This is a genomic window from Streptomyces griseicoloratus (assembly GCF_014534645.1).
Taxonomy (GTDB): domain Bacteria; phylum Actinomycetota; class Actinomycetes; order Streptomycetales; family Streptomycetaceae; genus Streptomyces; species Streptomyces griseicoloratus.
In genome coordinates, this window is record NZ_JACVQF010000187.1 from 126,742 (window position 1) to 141,687 (window position 14,946).

Annotated in this window: 15 protein-coding genes and 3 pseudogenes; 6 read left to right on the plus strand and 12 right to left on the minus strand. The window is 70.1% G+C overall.

Annotation, left to right across the window (positions count from 1 at the left end; genetic code table 11):
- Positions 1 to 745: 745 nt before the first annotated feature.
- A complete protein-coding gene (locus tag H0H10_RS14320) occupies positions 746 to 1,135 on the minus strand; it encodes a hypothetical protein (protein ID WP_188181299.1) in 390 nt (129 codons plus the stop codon).
- 302 nt (positions 1,136 to 1,437) lie between these two features.
- Complete coding sequence (locus H0H10_RS14325; protein ID WP_188181300.1) at positions 1,438 to 2,328, minus strand: SDR family NAD(P)-dependent oxidoreductase; 891 nt, start codon at positions 2,326 to 2,328, stop codon at positions 1,438 to 1,440.
- Positions 2,329 to 2,396: 68 nt separating this feature from the next.
- Between H0H10_RS14325 and H0H10_RS14330 the strand changes: the two genes are divergently transcribed.
- On the plus strand, positions 2,397 to 3,062 hold the full coding sequence (locus tag H0H10_RS14330) for a TetR/AcrR family transcriptional regulator (RefSeq protein WP_188181301.1): 666 nt from the start codon (positions 2,397 to 2,399) through the stop codon (positions 3,060 to 3,062).
- Between the two features lie 234 nt (positions 3,063 to 3,296).
- Here the strand turns inward: H0H10_RS14330 and H0H10_RS14335 are convergent.
- From H0H10_RS14335 to H0H10_RS14360, 6 genes and pseudogenes are all read right to left on the minus strand, one after another.
- Positions 3,297 to 3,413 (minus strand): annotated as a pseudogene (locus H0H10_RS14335) (lamin tail domain-containing protein); the annotation flags it as partial.
- A gap of 133 nt (positions 3,414 to 3,546) precedes the next feature.
- Complete coding sequence (locus H0H10_RS14340) at positions 3,547 to 3,936, minus strand: hypothetical protein (RefSeq protein ID WP_223179866.1); 390 nt, start codon at positions 3,934 to 3,936, stop codon at positions 3,547 to 3,549.
- 166 nt (positions 3,937 to 4,102) lie between these two features.
- Positions 4,103 to 4,663 (minus strand): hypothetical protein, encoded by a 561-nt coding sequence (locus tag H0H10_RS14345; RefSeq protein WP_188181302.1) that lies wholly within the window; start codon positions 4,661 to 4,663, stop codon positions 4,103 to 4,105.
- Positions 4,664 to 4,815: 152 nt separating this feature from the next.
- Entirely contained in the window at positions 4,816 to 5,760 is a 945-nt protein-coding gene (locus tag H0H10_RS14350) for a hypothetical protein (RefSeq protein ID WP_188181303.1), read from the minus strand.
- A 620-nt stretch (positions 5,761 to 6,380) separates the two neighbouring features.
- Positions 6,381 to 7,664, minus strand: a complete 1,284-nt coding sequence (locus tag H0H10_RS14355; RefSeq protein ID WP_188181304.1) for an FAD-dependent oxidoreductase — start codon at positions 7,662 to 7,664, stop codon at positions 6,381 to 6,383.
- 86 nt (positions 7,665 to 7,750) lie between these two features.
- Entirely contained in the window at positions 7,751 to 7,945 is a 195-nt protein-coding gene (locus H0H10_RS14360; RefSeq protein WP_188181305.1) for a hypothetical protein, read from the minus strand.
- A 250-nt stretch (positions 7,946 to 8,195) separates the two neighbouring features.
- On the opposite strand from H0H10_RS14360, the pseudogene H0H10_RS14365 reads away from it, so the two are divergent.
- Positions 8,196 to 8,457 (plus strand): annotated as a pseudogene (locus H0H10_RS14365) (transposase); the annotation flags it as partial.
- Here the strand turns inward: H0H10_RS14365 and H0H10_RS14370 are convergent.
- Positions 8,458 to 8,817, minus strand: a complete 360-nt coding sequence (locus H0H10_RS14370; protein ID WP_188181501.1) for a hypothetical protein — start codon at positions 8,815 to 8,817, stop codon at positions 8,458 to 8,460. It abuts the pseudogene before it with no gap.
- A 685-nt stretch (positions 8,818 to 9,502) separates the two neighbouring features.
- Positions 9,503 to 10,033, minus strand: coding sequence for a hypothetical protein (locus tag H0H10_RS14375; protein WP_188181306.1), 531 nt, complete (start codon positions 10,031 to 10,033; stop codon positions 9,503 to 9,505).
- 1,090 nt (positions 10,034 to 11,123) lie between these two features.
- On the opposite strand from H0H10_RS14375, the gene H0H10_RS14380 reads away from it, so the two are divergent.
- The 3 genes and pseudogenes from H0H10_RS14380 to H0H10_RS39925 all read left to right on the plus strand — a co-directional run bounded on the left by H0H10_RS14380 (position 11,124) and on the right by H0H10_RS39925 (position 12,679).
- On the plus strand, positions 11,124 to 11,864 hold the full coding sequence (locus tag H0H10_RS14380) for a hypothetical protein (RefSeq protein WP_188181307.1): 741 nt from the start codon (positions 11,124 to 11,126) through the stop codon (positions 11,862 to 11,864).
- A gap of 360 nt (positions 11,865 to 12,224) precedes the next feature.
- A pseudogene (locus H0H10_RS39920) lies at positions 12,225 to 12,377 on the plus strand (P1 family peptidase); the annotation flags it as partial.
- A gap of 137 nt (positions 12,378 to 12,514) precedes the next feature.
- Positions 12,515 to 12,679, plus strand: a complete 165-nt coding sequence (locus H0H10_RS39925) for a hypothetical protein (protein WP_223179935.1) — start codon at positions 12,515 to 12,517, stop codon at positions 12,677 to 12,679.
- Positions 12,680 to 12,889: 210 nt separating this feature from the next.
- Here H0H10_RS39925 and H0H10_RS14390 read toward each other — a convergent pair whose 3' ends face one another.
- Complete coding sequence (locus H0H10_RS14390) at positions 12,890 to 13,249, minus strand: DoxX family protein (RefSeq protein ID WP_188181308.1); 360 nt, start codon at positions 13,247 to 13,249, stop codon at positions 12,890 to 12,892.
- Positions 13,250 to 13,439: 190 nt separating this feature from the next.
- Complete coding sequence (locus H0H10_RS14395) at positions 13,440 to 13,934, minus strand: cupin domain-containing protein (protein WP_188181309.1); 495 nt, start codon at positions 13,932 to 13,934, stop codon at positions 13,440 to 13,442.
- 81 nt (positions 13,935 to 14,015) lie between these two features.
- On the opposite strand from H0H10_RS14395, the gene H0H10_RS14400 reads away from it, so the two are divergent.
- Positions 14,016 to 14,867 (plus strand): LysR family transcriptional regulator, encoded by an 852-nt coding sequence (locus H0H10_RS14400; protein ID WP_309141794.1) that lies wholly within the window; start codon positions 14,016 to 14,018, stop codon positions 14,865 to 14,867.
- Positions 14,868 to 14,946 lie beyond the last annotated feature (79 nt).

Below are 14,946 nucleotides of genomic sequence, written 5' to 3' on the forward strand. Positions count from 1 at the left end.
GTGGCCCCGCTGGCGACAGACCGCGGGCCTCGGCCGCAGGCGCGCGGCACCCGTTTCCGGAGCCTGTCGCACAGCCCTCGCGGCGCAGTGGATCAAAGCACGGAGCACGTCCGGTATCCAGCCAACCTGGCCTGAATGCCTGCCAAGTTGAGGGACAGGCAACGCATCCGTGCAGGTAGGCGTACGGGTCGGGGACAGCATCTCCACACGCCGCGCAGCACCGGTCCCCGGCATGTGCTGCGACCACGGTCGCGAACGGGACACTCCACACAAACAGAGCTCCATGCGGCAGACCCTGGCGCAGATCCCTCTCGCCCTGTGCCCTGGCTGCGGATTCGCTGTGCAGATTCACTGAACCCGGAGCTCCGCCACGGGGCAGCGTCCCCCGTTCAGCCCTCCGCCGCGACTTACTGGCTCCAACAAAGGCTGTTGATGATATGGCTGTCGGCTTGTCCGCTCGCTGGTCTGATCGTGGGGAGAGACAGCGGCGGCCGTGGATCGTGTCGGATGAACTGTGGTCGCTGATCGAGCCGTTGCTGCCGGAACCGGTGCCGAAGCAGGTCGAAGGACGGCCTCGAGTGCCGGATCGACAGGCCCAGTGGCAGGTCCCCGCCGGCCCCGGTCCGGCCACGGCAGGACACCCCCTCGGCCCGGAACGGGAAAGCCCCGGCCAGTGGTCCGGGGCGCTGCTCAGGTGCTCGGGAGGTACCTGCCCGTGCCATGCGGTTTTCGCGTGCCATCACGGTCACGCCGACGCCGGTGGCAGAGGCCATGACAGCCCCTTGGGATCCCGTCCCCGCCACCCCGGCCGGGACCACCGGCGACTGGGAGGCAGCCGGAAAGCGGGGCAGACCTCCGGGTCGCCGTCCGCGTAGAGGCAGGTGCGCCCGTCGCCCTGGGCGATCGTCAGGGAGTCGAGGGTGTCCCCGTTCAGGAAGCGCTCCGGGGCGGTGAAGGAGAGGGACAGGTGCGCGAACTCGATGGCCGAGGTGCCGCCCTGCACCACGGACCAGGTGCCGGACCCGTCGAAGGTCTCGCCGAGTTCGCTCCGGTACCAGTCACCGGTCGGCCAGTCGTACACGGTGACCGTGCCGCTGTCCGGCTTGTTCTTGGACCCCTTCAGGGTGAGCGTCACGCCCTCCGCGTCGCCCTCTCCCCGGTAGGCGCCGACGAGTTGCCCGGAGGCCGCGCCGACAGCCGTCGGGGTCCTGGCCCTTGACCGTGTAGTTCAGGTTGTACGAGCCGGTGAACGCCTCGCCCAGATGGTCCTCGTCGCCGGTGGCGATCGTCGGCAGGTCCGTGGTGACGAGCTTCTTGGACGCGCCCAGCTTGCCGCTCTCCGAGATCGAGTACGCCACACTGCCCTGGGGCTGACCGGTGGAGCCACTGCTCCAGTGTGTCCAGACCGCGCGTTGGGTTTCATCAGCGTCAACCTGTTCAGGTCTCCTGCGGCGGCAGTTCCACGGGGTACGGCTCGGCGAAGTCGGCCGAGCGGCTCACCTTCTCCCAGGCGCTCGCCTCGGCCAGTTGGCGGCGGGAGTAGTCGAGTGCCATGGTCACTGCGTTCACGCCGAGCAGCAGATGGCTCGGGACCGGGCCGCGCCGCACCGTGCGCACGATGATCTCGGCGGCCCGCTCCGGGTCGCCGGCGCCGCCGGACGTCCCCTGGCGGACCAGTCGGTTCATCGCGCCCACGGTTTCGTCGTAGGCCTCCGGGACGGGGTGGACGGTCATGGACGAGCCGGCCCAGTCGGTGGCGAAGCCGCTCGGCTCGACGACCATGACCCGCACTCCGAACGGCGCGGTCTCCGCGGCCAGCGACCGGCTGAAGCCGTCGACCGCGAACTTGGCCGCCTGGTACGAGGCGATACCCGGGGATCCGCCGACGCGCCCGCCGATCGAGGAGAACTGCACCACGGTGCCCGACCCCTGCCGGCGCAGGGTGGGCAGCGCCGCCTTGGTCACGTTGTAGACGCCCCAGAAGTTGGTCTCGAACTGGGCGCGGAAGTCGTCGTCGTCCGAGGTCTCGACCGGAGACACGTTCGCATATCCCGCGTTGTTCACGAGGACGTCGATACGGCCGAAACGGGCGAGCGCGGCGTCGATCGCTGCGTGTGCCGCGTCGGGGCTGGTGACGTCCAGCGGCAGGGTGAGGACCCGGCCGGCGTACTCCTCCAGTTCCCTGGCGAGGGCCTCGGGGCGGCGGGCGGTGGCGACGACGAGATCGCCTGCGTCGAGGGCGGCGGTGACGAGGGCGCGGCCGAATCCGCGGGACGAACCGGTGATGAACCAGACCTGCTGCTGCGTGCTGCGTACGTCTTCACTCATGCATTTAGTACAACACCGTTCTCTAAATAACGCAACACCGTTCTGTTAAGTGTTCCTATGATGACTCCATGAGCCAGCCAGCCTTCCAACGAGCGCGCAGCGCCGAGGCCAAACAGGCGCGTGAAGTGGCGATCCTGGACGCAGCACGGGCGCTCGGCCGGGGACGCGGCATCCGCGAGGTCACCCTCACCGACATCGCCACCGAAGTGGGCATGCACAAGTCGGCGCTGCTGCGGTACTTCGAGACGAGGGAGCAGATCTTCCTCGAGCTCACCGCGGAGGGCTGGCGGGAGTGGTCCGCATCGCTCCGCGCCGACCTGGAGGCGAGGGCGGAGGCCACCCCCGCGGATGTCGCCGAGGTCTTCGCCGCGACGCTGGCGGCACGCCCCCTGTTCTGCGACCTGCTCGCGCAGGCCCCGCTCAACCTCGAGCGCAACGTGTCGCTGGAGGCGGCGCGCGCGTTCAAGCTCGTCACGCTGCACGAAGTCGCTTTGATCGGCGGTGAGTTGAGCCGCCTGCTGGGCCTCACCGAGCAGCAGGTCCTCGACATGATCGCCACCGCCACCGGCATGGCCGGCGCGCTGTGGCAGATGGCCAGCCCGGGCCCCCGCCTGCGGGAGCTGTACACCAGCGACCCCCGGCTCGGGCACGCGATCGTCGAGGTCGAGCCCCGCCTGCGCCGCATCCTCACCGCGTTCCTGACAGGAACGGGAGTCGGAGTTCCGGCCCCTTGAGGTACCGCAGGAACCGAGCCGAACCAGACGGCTCTCCGTGCACGGCCGGCGTCGGAGAGCAGAGCATCGTCAAGGCTTCCAGGCGTGCAACACGGCGGCAATCCCACAGGCGGTGCACCTCGGGTCAGCTACCGCGGCTGACCCTACGGAAGGAGGGGCCGGCCGGCCTCTCCCCGGGACGATCCGCTGCGTGCCGGGTCCTGGGGCCTGGGTCACCGGCACGGCCTGCTGGTGTCAGCGGTGGTCTCCGTGGCGGTGGTGGCCCCAGGAGTGGTCGTCGACGGAGCGGTCGCGGTGGTTGCGGAGGGTGGCGGTGTCGGAGCGGTTGTCCCAGACGTAGTGGCCGCGGTCCATTCCCCTATACGGGTTGCGGGCGCAGCCGGGTGCGCGGCTCATCGAGACCGGCACCGACTCCTACCGCCTCGCCACGGCCCGGGCCCGGGGCGAACACCAGCCTGCCGGCTGAACTGAGACGGACCAGCACTCACTGAGCGCCTCCGCAGACCCCGAAGACACGAGCGACCCACTGATTCATCCGGGTCTCGAAGTCCGAAGCAGAGGCGATGTCCGAGGCCGGGAGGGAACCCGCGTCGTCGAGGCCGGCGATGAAGTCCACATCGGCCCAGCCACCCCGGAACAGCACAACCGACAGCTCGGCCTCTCCCGGACCAGAGATGACCACGCCGACCGAGTCGGGGTCATGCACCCGAGCCCTGTCGGTCTCCAGAGGCTGGGGCCACGACGCCTCGGCATCCGTCCAGGTCGCCTGGCCCACTTCGAGGCCGGCCGACCTCCAGCCCACCGTCCGGACAGCCAGAACCGCAGCCACCTCATCAAGATCAACAACCCTGCCCATGAGGGGATCATCCTTCATGGACGAACCCGGCCGCCCGGGAATCCGGTCACCGAGAGCGCGAGACAAGGGCGCCAGCCGGTTCCTCCTTCTCACCGACATCTTCAGGGCTGCCTGCCGCGGACGTTCTCGGAATCCACCGACAACCGTTCCTGCTTCTGACCTACGCAGCCAGGCCGGGCGTCGCTCAGCGTCCCTGCCCGGGCCGCCGGGGCCGGGAGCGCCGGGAGCGCCGCACGGGAGCCGGGTCGCCGGCGCCCAGGGCGGCGGGCGAGGAGAAGCCGCCCGCGATGGACGGCCGCGCGGGGGCAGGCGTCTGCGTGGTGGGGCGTTCGGGGGTGCGGCGGGGTCGTTCGGCGCGGGCCAGGACGGTGGCGTTCGGGATCAGCGGGGCGCAGGTTTCGCAGACTTCTTCGACGCTCCAGACGCGGCGCATGACCGGGTCGTGGCGCAGGATCATCAGGACGGCGCCGGCGCAGTGCGTCTTGACGTCGGGGTGGGCGCCGCACCTCTGGGAGCGGCAGTGGCACCAGGCGTTGGGGCGGACGGTGGCCGCCTTCGCGTGGGCTGCGGCGTGCCGGGCGGCGAAAGCGCGCAGCACGGCGAGGTCCTCGGAGCGGGGCGGCATCCGGCACGCCGCGGTGCTGCAGGTGACCGACGCGGAGGACCGGCCGTGGCCGACGATGCGGACGGTCCAGGCCCGCCCGGGGATGCGCTCGGTGGAAGGTTCGCTGTGCACGGTCGTCACGGCCGCTCACTCCAGGATGCTCAGGTGATCAGTGCTGTGTGGCTCCACTATGTGCTACCCGCAATGGCGTTGGGCAGCAGATTTCGCCCCCCGGGGGCTTCGCGGATCCAAGCGGTGAGCCGGCCATGGGCGGCATTCTCTCCGCTGCGGCATCACTGCGGCTCCTGGCGCCACGGATCAGCAACGCGTTTCAGGATGTAGAGGTCCCAGCTGTCGGGGTCGCCGATGTAGACGAACAGCTTCGGGTGCTCCGAGGTTCCGAATACCTCCCAGGTGTCCAAGGGGCAGTCGTCGACGGACACAGCCACCTCCTGGGACCACGGCCCGGTGCCGGGGTCGTACTCCCACGTCCCGGTGCCAGTGCACGTGTGCACCACAGTTTCGAAGGCGTCGTCGAGCTCGAACGTCTCGACGCGGGTCGCCGTGGCCTTGCCGTCCGTCGTGAGGGTGAGTGTGCCGCCCTTTCCGTCGGACCAGGTCCCGGCCACTCCTTCCGCGCCCAGCCGCGGAGGCTCGTATCCGATTCCGGCGTACAGGCTGATCCCGGCGAGCGCGCCGGCGGTGATGACAGCGAGCGTTCCGTACAGCGCCACCCGCCAGAACATCACGCCCCCGGACAGATGCGGACGGCCGGGGAGCAGCAGCCTGCGGGCGACCAGCGCCGTGGCAGCGAGCGCGGCCGACACCACGAGCCAACCACCGAGGCACGCCAGGACATCCGCCTCCACGAGCACCACCGCGGCCAGGACCGATGGGGAAGTGAAAACGGCCGCCAGCACCGGAACCCACCACCACGCCTCGCGCCCGGAGAACCGGCGGCCGAACCATCCGGCCACGCCCACCAGCGGCATCACCACGCCGATCGAGAGCAGCGCGGCGAAAACAGCTCCAACCGCCGCCATGACCGGCGCCATCAGGACCAGGAGGAAGATCCCCAACCCGCTGTAGGGAAGACCCGGGCTCTCCTGCGTCTGCCCCCAGAGGAAGAGCGCGATGCCCCCGAGCACCGCCTCGACGGACAGCACCGACATCGAAGCCGTCAGCACCGCCCCGAACCGATCCCGCACGCGCGCCTGCGACTGCACCGGCTCCCGCATTTTTGAACGCATTCAAATCCTCTCCCGTCACGCATCCTCCCCCATGCCGTCCGAGCCCCGTAACGCGGCCCCGGCGGGCGCTCTCCCGACACCGGCGTGGGACCGCTCCGGCCGGGTGACAGGACACGGCCGACAGCTACCGGCGCAGTGAAGGAGCGTCTCCGTCAGGACTCAGCCAGCGAGGAAGCTCCCCTGTCGTCACTCATCGCCCTCCCCGGGCTACCGATCAGCCGTGGGCAGTCCGCCCGGGAAAGGTTCAGCGGACCGGCGGACGGTGGCCTGTCTGGCTGCTGTCAGGCGCGGGCTGCCTGCGCAGCGGTGAGGTGGGTGGCAGGAGGGCGGCGCGTTCGGCGGTGGTTGCGGGCCCAGGACGTCGGGGCCCGCGCGCTGGTGGCGGCGCCGGTAGTCGCCGTGCCATACAGGCTTCCGCTCTGCCGGAGGCGCCCAAAGGTTCCTGGCCGCGTCAGCCAGACCTCACCGCACTTCCGCCGCCGGTGCCACCGGCCCAGCGCCACCGGCTACCGGCTACCGGCTACCGGCTACCGAGAAGAGGCGATCACCCGCTTCGCCGCCTTGCCGGGCTGAATCGCGCCCAGGATGCCGCCGGCCCCGTCGGCAGCTCAGGAGGCCTGCGGCGTCTTGACGTGTTCAGGCCGTACGCCGATGCCGACGACGCGGGCCACAACGCGGCGCAGCGCCGGGAACCGGTCGAGCAGCCTGAGCGGCAGCGCCAGCTCGGCCGACGCCGGGTCCCGTACCACCTCTCCACTCAGCACCGCGCCGATCACCCTGTTCTGGATCAGGACCTGGCCGGCCTGCGTGACCCGGGTCGGGAACTGGCGACGCCGCTGCACCCGCGCCAGATCCGCGGTGCTCAGCCGGCCCGCGCGCAGGCGCGGAGCCAGGATGTTGGCGGCCGCGACCGCGTCCTGGATGGCCAGGTTGATACCCACCCCGCCGACCGGCGACATGGCATGGGCGGCGTCGCCGATGCACAGCAGGCCCCTGCGGTACCAGCGGCGCAGCCGGTCCACCCGTACCGTCAGCAGCTTGACGTCGTCCCAGGCGGCGATCTCGGCGACCCGGTCCGCGAGGAACGGCACCAGTTCGGCGACGTCCGAGCGGAACGCGTCGAGCCCGCGCGCCTCGATCTCCTCGCGGGTCCCCTTGTTGATCACATACCCGAGCTGCCAGTGCTCGCCGCGGTTGATCACCACGAAGATCCGCCCCAGATCGAACCGCCCGGTGCTCCGGACCGGGTCGTCCGGCTTACGGGACAGCCGGAACCACAGCACATCCATCGGCGAGCCGAGCTCCCGGATGGCGAGGCCCGCGCGCTTCCGTACCACTGAAGAGCGACCGTCGGCGCCGACGACGAGTCCGGCCCGCACCTCGAGCGGCCCGTCCGGGGTGCTCGCCCGTACGCCGATCACCCGCCCGGCGTCCTCGACGAGGTCGGTGACCCCGGCCTGCCTGATCAACCGGAACCCGGGGTAGGCCGCGGCGCGGGCGGCGAGGAAGTCGAGGAAGTCCCACTGCGGAATCATCGCCACGAAGCGGCACCGGGTCGGCAGGTGACTGAAGTCGGCTACCTCGACCTCGACACCGCCGACCACCGCCGCCAGCTTGGGGACCTCCTGGTGCGGCAGCTTCAGGAACTCCTGCAGCACCCCGAGCTCGCTCATCAGCTCCAGCGTGGAGGGGTGGATGGTGTCCCCGCGGAAGTCCCGCAGAAAGTCCGCGTGCTTCTCCAGCACCACCACGTCCACGCCCGCCCTGGCCAGGAGCAGGCCGAGCATCATCCCGGCCGGGCCGCCGCCGACGACGCAGCAGGTGGTGCCGAGCGTCGCCGCCGCTCCCACCTGGATTGCCGGTGTGCGTGCCGTGCCTGTCTCGTCCGCCATCACGCCCTCCCGAACGTTTGTTTCGCTTTTGGGCGAGCATCGGCTCCGCCGGTGCCTTCATCACCACTGCGCGCCCAGGCCGTGGGTCAGCCGACGTGGTCCTCGGGGTGCGCCGGCTTCTGCAGCGTCCAGAATTCGCCGGAGCAGCCGGATGGCAGGGGTGGGAAGCGGTGGCTCTTCACGTCCGTGCTCCAGTGGTGTTCTCCGCCGCAGTCGCATTCGTAGATCCCGCTGGCAGGCACGATCTCACCGGGATGCCACGACGTCTTCTCCTCGCTCATGGCTTCTGTCTACGACGACACCACGCACTGCGCGACCCGGTTGGTCCCCCGGAGTCCGCACGCTCGGACCGCGCACTCGATGTCTCAGCAAACCGCAACACACCAGATCAGCCGGCACCCCGCACACCAACAAGCCCCCTCCGAGCGTCAGCCCGCGCCCTGGCCGCCATCGCCCCCTGGTGAGACCCGCCCCGGGCATGGCCTGGCAGCACGCCTGCCAACGGACCCGCGCCGAATCCCAAGTCCTCACAACCGGCTCGTCCTGGCGGTCGACGTGACCAACTGGCTGCTCGGACGCCCCGTGCAGTCCCGAGCGGCTGTTCTGCCACGTCTACGGCCGGAACGGACGCTCCAGCGACCAGTTCATTCCCGGCCGGCCGTACTCGTTCGTCGCGGTCCTGGAGACCGGCCGCGCCTCGTGGTGCCAGCTGCTGGACGCGGTCCGGCTCGGCCCGAACGACGATGCCGCCGAGGCCACCGCCGTCCAGGTTCGTCGCGTCGTAGCCGACCTGTCAGTCGATGTGCAGATGCTTGATGTACACGTACGGAGCGGTGCCCGTCTGCCCCTTGGTGAAGTACACCCGCTGCTCCACACCGTTGGCGTCGTCGTAGCTGAACCAGCCGGTGTTCTGCCCGGCGCCCCAGGGGCCCGGCTTCCACATGGGCAGCGTCATCGGAGAGTCGAGGTCACCGTGGCCCTTGAAACAGGTGGTGCCGCTGAACGGGGCGACGAAGTAGAACTGGGTGCCGTTGGCCTCGCAGGCGGCCCGCTGCAGGGTACTCGTCGCGGCACCCGACGGAGCGGCACCGAGCGCGAGCACGGCGCACGCCGCGGCAGCGACGGCCCCGCCCTTGGCGATGGACATGCGCATGAAGGACTCCTCACTACGATCCGGTACTTACCGGATCAGTCTGGCCACGCCGCCACTGCCCCGAACGCCTCCGGACAGCAAGCTGTCAGCGCGGAACCGCCCCCGTCCTGGGATCGGGGGGCCAGGACGGCGGCGGTTGTCAGGAGGCGGACACTCAGCCTCGGTGCAGCCGCCTCTCCCGTGGTCGGACTGTTCGGCGCCCAAAGCCCAGCGCCCATAACAGCCGTGATGGCTGTCTCCCTCACCCTGGGCACCCTGGCGGCGATCGCACCCAGAGCGGCGGGGGACCGGTGATCAGGGCATCTACGCCGTGACTCCGAAGACGCGTGAATCGCCCGCCGCCTCGGCCTGGACCGCAAGACGGACCGCCGCCACCGCGACACCGTCGGGGCGGGTCCGGGGTCGGGCCCGTCTCCGGTGCCGACGACGGGGGTGTCGAGGGAGTCCCGGGCTCGTCCGCCGTCCCCGACTCCGACGCCTCCCTGGACGATGCCGACGCCGACACCGTTGGCCAGGCGGTCTCGCAACCAAGGGCAGCTCTCAAGCACGACGACGCCGTCACGCACGCCCAGGACGCCCGCGACACGAAAGCTGCACGGCCTCACCGGACCCGACCCCGAGCGAAACGTGCGACCGCTCCCCGCGTAGTGCACCTCAGGCGTCTGCCCTCGCTGGCCGGGCGGGTTCACCGGCCGACGAGCACCCGCACCAACTGCACGGGCACCAGGACGACACCGGCGGTGAGGAACACGCAGGTGACGACGGCCATGCCCCCGGTTTCCAGTACGCGGACCAGCAAGGGCAGCGGTGAGACGACCCGCTGCGGATCGTGCGGATCGTACGTGACCTCGATCTGCGCGGCCACGTGCTGGCGGCTGCGGAACTCGCGCACGGCGCCTCGGGCGTCCGTGAACGTGTACCGCCGCGCTTTCCCGCTGTGCCCGGCGAAACGCGCGGTGACCGTGTGACCGCGGCGCCGCAGAACGACCCGGTCCCGCAGGTCGCGCACCAGGATCCTGACCATCAGGACGCCGGGAATGAGGGGCAGGACACCGAGAGCGGGGGCCATCCACTGCATGGGCCGGCCCAGAACGGCGACCGTGACGACGGTCGCGAGGTACGCGAGGGTCAGGACGACGAACAGCGCGCCGGGAGCGGGAGGTCTGTGCGAGCGGGTCGCGGCGTCGCGGCCGGTGTGGTTCGACGATGAGCGCATGATCGTATGACACCCGGGCCGGGGCGGAAGTTGCCCCGTCGGCCGACGGAGGCGGAGTCGGCCGTGGGAATCGGGGCCGGTCGAGGAGCACGCCCGGCTAGGCACCCGCGCCCAGCATCCTTTGCAGCGCATCCGGCAGAGCGACCCGCTCCCCCTCCGCGCCGGTTTTCGCATCGGCAGCGGCTCCAGCGACAGCAGGCTGAGCAGCTTGGCCTGCGCCAACCACGCCAGGCGAATCGACCGGGTACACGTCGAGCTTGGGCTCCGACGGCGCGGCGGCGGACGGGATCGACGACGCGCTCGGCACCCCGAACGCGATCGGTGAGAAGGCGAACGTGACGGCCTTCGTGGTTCCGGTTCGTCGATCGGGGGGCTGATGGTCGACCTGAGCGCAGTCCGGACAGGACGTGGCACCAACCCGGCCAGGTAGCGGAGGTCTGCGCGCGGGAGGACCTGGCCGAACTGGTCGCCGCCGACACCCTCTCGGGCCCGAGCAGGTCCTTGTGGGCCCTGGACCACCCCAACGATCCGGACAGTACCCAGGCACTCGCAGCAGCCACCACCCACCGCGACCAATGGCTGCGCATCTACCGGAACGCCTTTGGCTTCCTCTGCCTGATCCTGCGCCGGACGTCCGGCTGAACCGGAGTGGACCGCCCCACCACCTCAGCCCGGCTCCCGGCACATGGCCGACACCTGCCGGGCCGGGGCGTGGCTCCCGGGCTTGAGTCCTCACTTTCTGGCTGCCGTGTCAAATCGAGTCAGTTCGGTCAACAGGCCTGCCGATGGTCTTGAGCGGTACTGGCGCAGAGCACCTATTCCGTTGCCGTCGTATTCCTGCGGGCGGTGGCAGTTCTTACCTCTGCGCGCTGAACTGCACGTTGATCTGGCGGGGTTCAAAGACCGTCGTGTGAGCTCGCGGCGCTCCGAGGCTGCCGATGGCGGGACATGTCGGCTTGCCGGCCGGTAGTGTCTGCATGTGCGTTGATCTTCCGGGCGGCGGCCAAGCCCGCTGCAGACGGTGAGCGGCCCGATGCGTTCGGGACCGCGTGGCCGGCATTCCCATCATCACCACACCCGGAGCTCAACCATGACTGCTCAGAAGGCCCTCACCTACGACGCGTTCGTTGAACTCGCGACCGCTGACCCGGCTGTCGTCGGTCTCGTCCTGAAAGGTTCTCGGGCCCACCAGGGCATGACCACCGAGCACTCCGACCATGACCTGTACGTCGTTCTCGACGATGACAGGAAGACGCACCTCTCCCGGTTCGCTGGTCACCGCACCACAGAACTCGACCTCGTGATCGTCTCCCTGGACGAGTTCCGCGGCACCGCTGGAATGCCCGGCTTCGACCGCTACGCACTCGCGCGTGGCAAGGTCGTACTCGACCGGCTCGACGGCGGTATCGCCCGGATCCTCGCTGATAAGGCACGGCTCGGCGCCGATGAAGCCTTCCAAGAGGCGGACAAATGGCTCGATGCCTACTCCAACTCCCTCTACCGGTCGGTCAAGAACGCGCGGGACGGCCATGCGTTTGCATCCAAGCTCGATGCCGCCGACAGCATCCGATTCCTGTTCGAGTTGCTTTTCGCTCTCGATCGTCGGCCCCGCCCGTTTAACAAGTATTTGGAATGGGAGCTTGCCCGGTTTCCACTGCCCGGCTGGGACACCGCCGAGCTACTCGACGCCGCGGACAGCATCTCGGCAACAGGTGATGTGTCAACCCAGCGTGGCCTCTTCGCCCAGGTTGAGGCGGTGGCCCGGCGATGCGGGCACAGCGCGGTGCTGGATGCATGGGGTGAGGACTTGCACCTGATGCGACCGCAGTAGGGGCGCGACCGGCCGACCTCATGGCGGGGACCAGTTGTTGTGCGTCTGACGGCCAGCAGGGGCGGGGTGCCGGGCACACCGAGTTCCGTACCGCTCCCGCTCCCACCCGTTCCAGTGCCTTCTCCCTGGTCGGTGCCATCACCACCGGCGCGCAGGCCGCCGGGGGGCAGCTACCGCAACGACTTCTCCCTTCCGGGGGCGGACTCGCAGGCCGCCGCCGACCTGCTCACGGAGCACCGCGCCGCACAGGCCGGCGACAGCATCCAGATTCTCTTCAAGGACGAAGACGGCCTGGCAGGCGCCCGGCCCGTCGTGGCGGCGCTGCTCGAGAAGGCGGAGCGCCTGCCGTCCGCCGCCGGCGTGCGCAGCCCCTACGACGATGCGGCCGCCATCTCCGACGACGGCACCGGCTCCGGCTCGGTCATCGTCATCCTGGGCACCGACGCTCCGCTCCTGCCCGGCCAGTGCAAGGTACTCGCCCGTCGCGCGGCGATCGGCCTCGGCCGCACCGGCACCGCCGGCGGGCACTTCTCCGGCGACATCTTCCTGGCCTTCTCCACCGCCAACGCCGGAACGCTGAGCAGCGAGTTCCCCCGGCCGAGCCGTCCGCCGACGAGTACGAGACGCTGCGCTTCATCCCGTGGGGCCGGATGGACCGCTTCTACACGGTGGCCGTGCAGGCGATCGAGGAAGCCGTGCTCAACGCCCTCATCGCGAACGAGACCATGGTCAGCCGAAACGGCCACCGCTCCCCCGGCCCTCCCCACGACCGCGCCCGCACGCGGCAGCACGTCCGGCGGATGCCGTGTCGCTGAGGAGGGCGTCCGGCGCTGTGCCGGTGCCGCGCAAGCGTCTGGGTGCGAGCCGGGCAGTCCCGGCTCGGGCCGCCGGTTCTTCTCGCCGATGGTCAAGTGGCAGTTCCCAGCGGTTGCGTTGGCCAGTTGGGAGAGTTGGTCCACCATGGGTGGATGGAAGAAACGAGTTAGTGATCACTGACGGTTTCTCCGGTCGAGGACTGTGCTCGATCACAGACTGGTGGCCAGCCAGATGGTCACGGCCGCGGTGGCGGTGAGCACGACGTTGAGTGCGATCCGGCGGTCTCCGCCGGTCAGGTGAACGGCGATCGCACCGGTCTGCAGGAGGACGAATCCGATGGCCGCGGCCGGCGCCAGCGAGGGCGCGATGCCGGTCAGCGGTGGCAGGACCAGGCCGGTCGCGCCGAGTATTTCGACCGTCCCCAGCGCCCTGAGGGCGGGCAAGGGTATGCGGTCGACCCAGGCCATCATCGGGCGGAGTTGATCGCGGCTGCGGATCACCTTCAGCGTGCCTGCGTAGCAGTAGAAGAGGGCGAGCAGTCCGGCGACGATCCAGTAGGCGATGTTCATCGTTCCTGTCCATGGGCCACCGGTTCGCGGGGCCGTGTCGATTGCGTTGATTACGTCGATTGCGTCGATTGCCAGGGAAGCCCTGGAGAAGGCCCGGTCCGTCGTCCGAGGGGGCCAGGCGCCGAAGGGCGGCAGCGCCACGGCCTCACCGGTCGGACGAAGGGTGGCCGGGCCGTTCCGTCCCGTCGCTTCAGGCGGGGTCGGTGGCGGGCTCGGTCGCGTAGCGGCTCATCGCATCGATGTTGGCCTGTCGCGTCAGCGGCCGGCCGTCGGCGAGCACCGCCTGGAGGTCTCGGAAGTACTGCACGTACAGGTCGGGGGTGAAGGTGCTGAGCAGGACGGCGGGCTGGTCGGTCGGGTTGGCGAAGGTGTGCGGGGTGCCTGGCGGAACCATCACCAGCGTGCCCGCGGTGGCGTCGTAGTCCTCGTCCCCGACGGTGAACCGCACGGTGCCGGAGAGGACGTAGAAGCCCTCGTCGTGTCGGGCGTGGCGGTGCTGCGGCGGTCCCTGGGTGTGCGGGGCGAGGACGGACTCGGCGATCGCGAGGCGGTGCCCGGTGTGGCTGCCGTCCTCCAGAACGCGCATGCGCGTGGTGCCCAGAATGATCGTCTCGCCGTCGCCGGGACCCACCACCGATACGGCGGGGTCGGTCTGCGGCTCGCTGGTCCTGGCTTCTTCGGTCATGGTCACGAGTGCACCGCCGGGACCCCGCCGGTGTCCAAGACTCATTCCGCAGTGCCGATACCTCATGGGTATCGTTGCAGCGTGGAGCTACGGACCTTGCGCTACTTCGTGGCGGTCGCCGAGGAACTCCACTTCGGCCGGGCCGCCACCCGACTGCACATGAGCCAGCCGCCGCTGAGCCGGGCGATCAAGCAGTTGGAAGCCGATGTCGGGGCCCTGCTCTTCGCCCGCTCGCCCACCGGCGTCACGCTCACGCCGGTGGGCACAGTGCTGCTCGACGAGGCGCGCGCCCTGCTCGACCATGCCGACCGCGTCCGTGTACGCGTCAGCGCGGCGGCCGGCGCCGCGACCCTCACCGTCGGCATCCTGGGCGACGGCACCGACCCGGGGGTGTCCAGGCTGGCCGCCGCCTACCGGCGAACCCACCCCGGCATCGACATCCGCATCCGCGACACGGACCTGACCGACCCGACGTGCGGGCTGCGCGCCGGACTGGTCGACGTCGCCCTCACCCGGGCGCCGTTCGACGAGACCGCCCTGACGGTGCGGGCGCTGCGGACCGATCCGGTCGGGGTGGTCCTGCGCGCCGACGATCCGCTGGCCCGCCGCGAGCGGCTGCGGCTGGCCGAGCTGAGCGACCGCCGCTGGTTCCAGTTCCCGCAGGGCACCGACCCCGTCTGGCAGTCGTACTGGAACGGCGGCAGACCGCGTGAGGGACCCATCGTGCGCGCCGTCCAGGAATGTCTGCAGGCCGTGCTGTGGAACGGCACGGTCGGCCTGGCTCCGCTCGGACACGACCTGCCCGCGGAGTTGGCCGTGGTACCGCTGACCGACATGGCGCCGAGCCGAGTGGTGGCGGTGTGGAACGAAGGTGACACCAACCCGTTGGTCCGATCCTTCGTCGACATCGCGGCAGCCGCGTACCGCCACTGAGCGCATCTGCTGCCCCTTCTCGGGCTCTGGCACGACTTCTGTGACGCCATCACTGCCCGTCACAACAACGGGGCTCATT

Excerpts from the sequence above, each read along its gene's own strand:
- H0H10_RS14325 (WP_188181300.1), bottom strand. The coding sequence starts at position 2,328 with ATGAGTGAAGACGTACGCAGCACGCAGCAGCAGGTCTGGTTCATCACC.
- H0H10_RS14330 (WP_188181301.1), top strand. The coding sequence starts at position 2,397 with ATGAGCCAGCCAGCCTTCCAACGAGCGCGCAGCGCCGAGGCCAAACAG.
- H0H10_RS14340 (WP_223179866.1), bottom strand. The coding sequence starts at position 3,936 with ATGAAGGATGATCCCCTCATGGGCAGGGTTGTTGATCTTGATGAGGTG.
- H0H10_RS14350 (WP_188181303.1), bottom strand. The coding sequence starts at position 5,760 with ATGCGGGAGCCGGTGCAGTCGCAGGCGCGCGTGCGGGATCGGTTCGGG.
- H0H10_RS14355 (WP_188181304.1), bottom strand. The coding sequence starts at position 7,664 with ATGGCGGACGAGACAGGCACGGCACGCACACCGGCAATCCAGGTGGGA.
- H0H10_RS14360 (WP_188181305.1), bottom strand. The coding sequence starts at position 7,945 with ATGAGCGAGGAGAAGACGTCGTGGCATCCCGGTGAGATCGTGCCTGCC.
- H0H10_RS14370 (WP_188181501.1), bottom strand. The coding sequence starts at position 8,817 with ATGCGCATGTCCATCGCCAAGGGCGGGGCCGTCGCTGCCGCGGCGTGC.
- H0H10_RS14375 (WP_188181306.1), bottom strand. The coding sequence starts at position 10,033 with ATGCGCTCATCGTCGAACCACACCGGCCGCGACGCCGCGACCCGCTCG.
- H0H10_RS14380 (WP_188181307.1), top strand. The coding sequence starts at position 11,124 with ATGACTGCTCAGAAGGCCCTCACCTACGACGCGTTCGTTGAACTCGCG.
- H0H10_RS39925 (WP_223179935.1), top strand. The coding sequence starts at position 12,515 with ATGGACCGCTTCTACACGGTGGCCGTGCAGGCGATCGAGGAAGCCGTG.
- H0H10_RS14390 (WP_188181308.1), bottom strand. The coding sequence starts at position 13,249 with ATGAACATCGCCTACTGGATCGTCGCCGGACTGCTCGCCCTCTTCTAC.
- H0H10_RS14395 (WP_188181309.1), bottom strand. The coding sequence starts at position 13,934 with ATGACCGAAGAAGCCAGGACCAGCGAGCCGCAGACCGACCCCGCCGTA.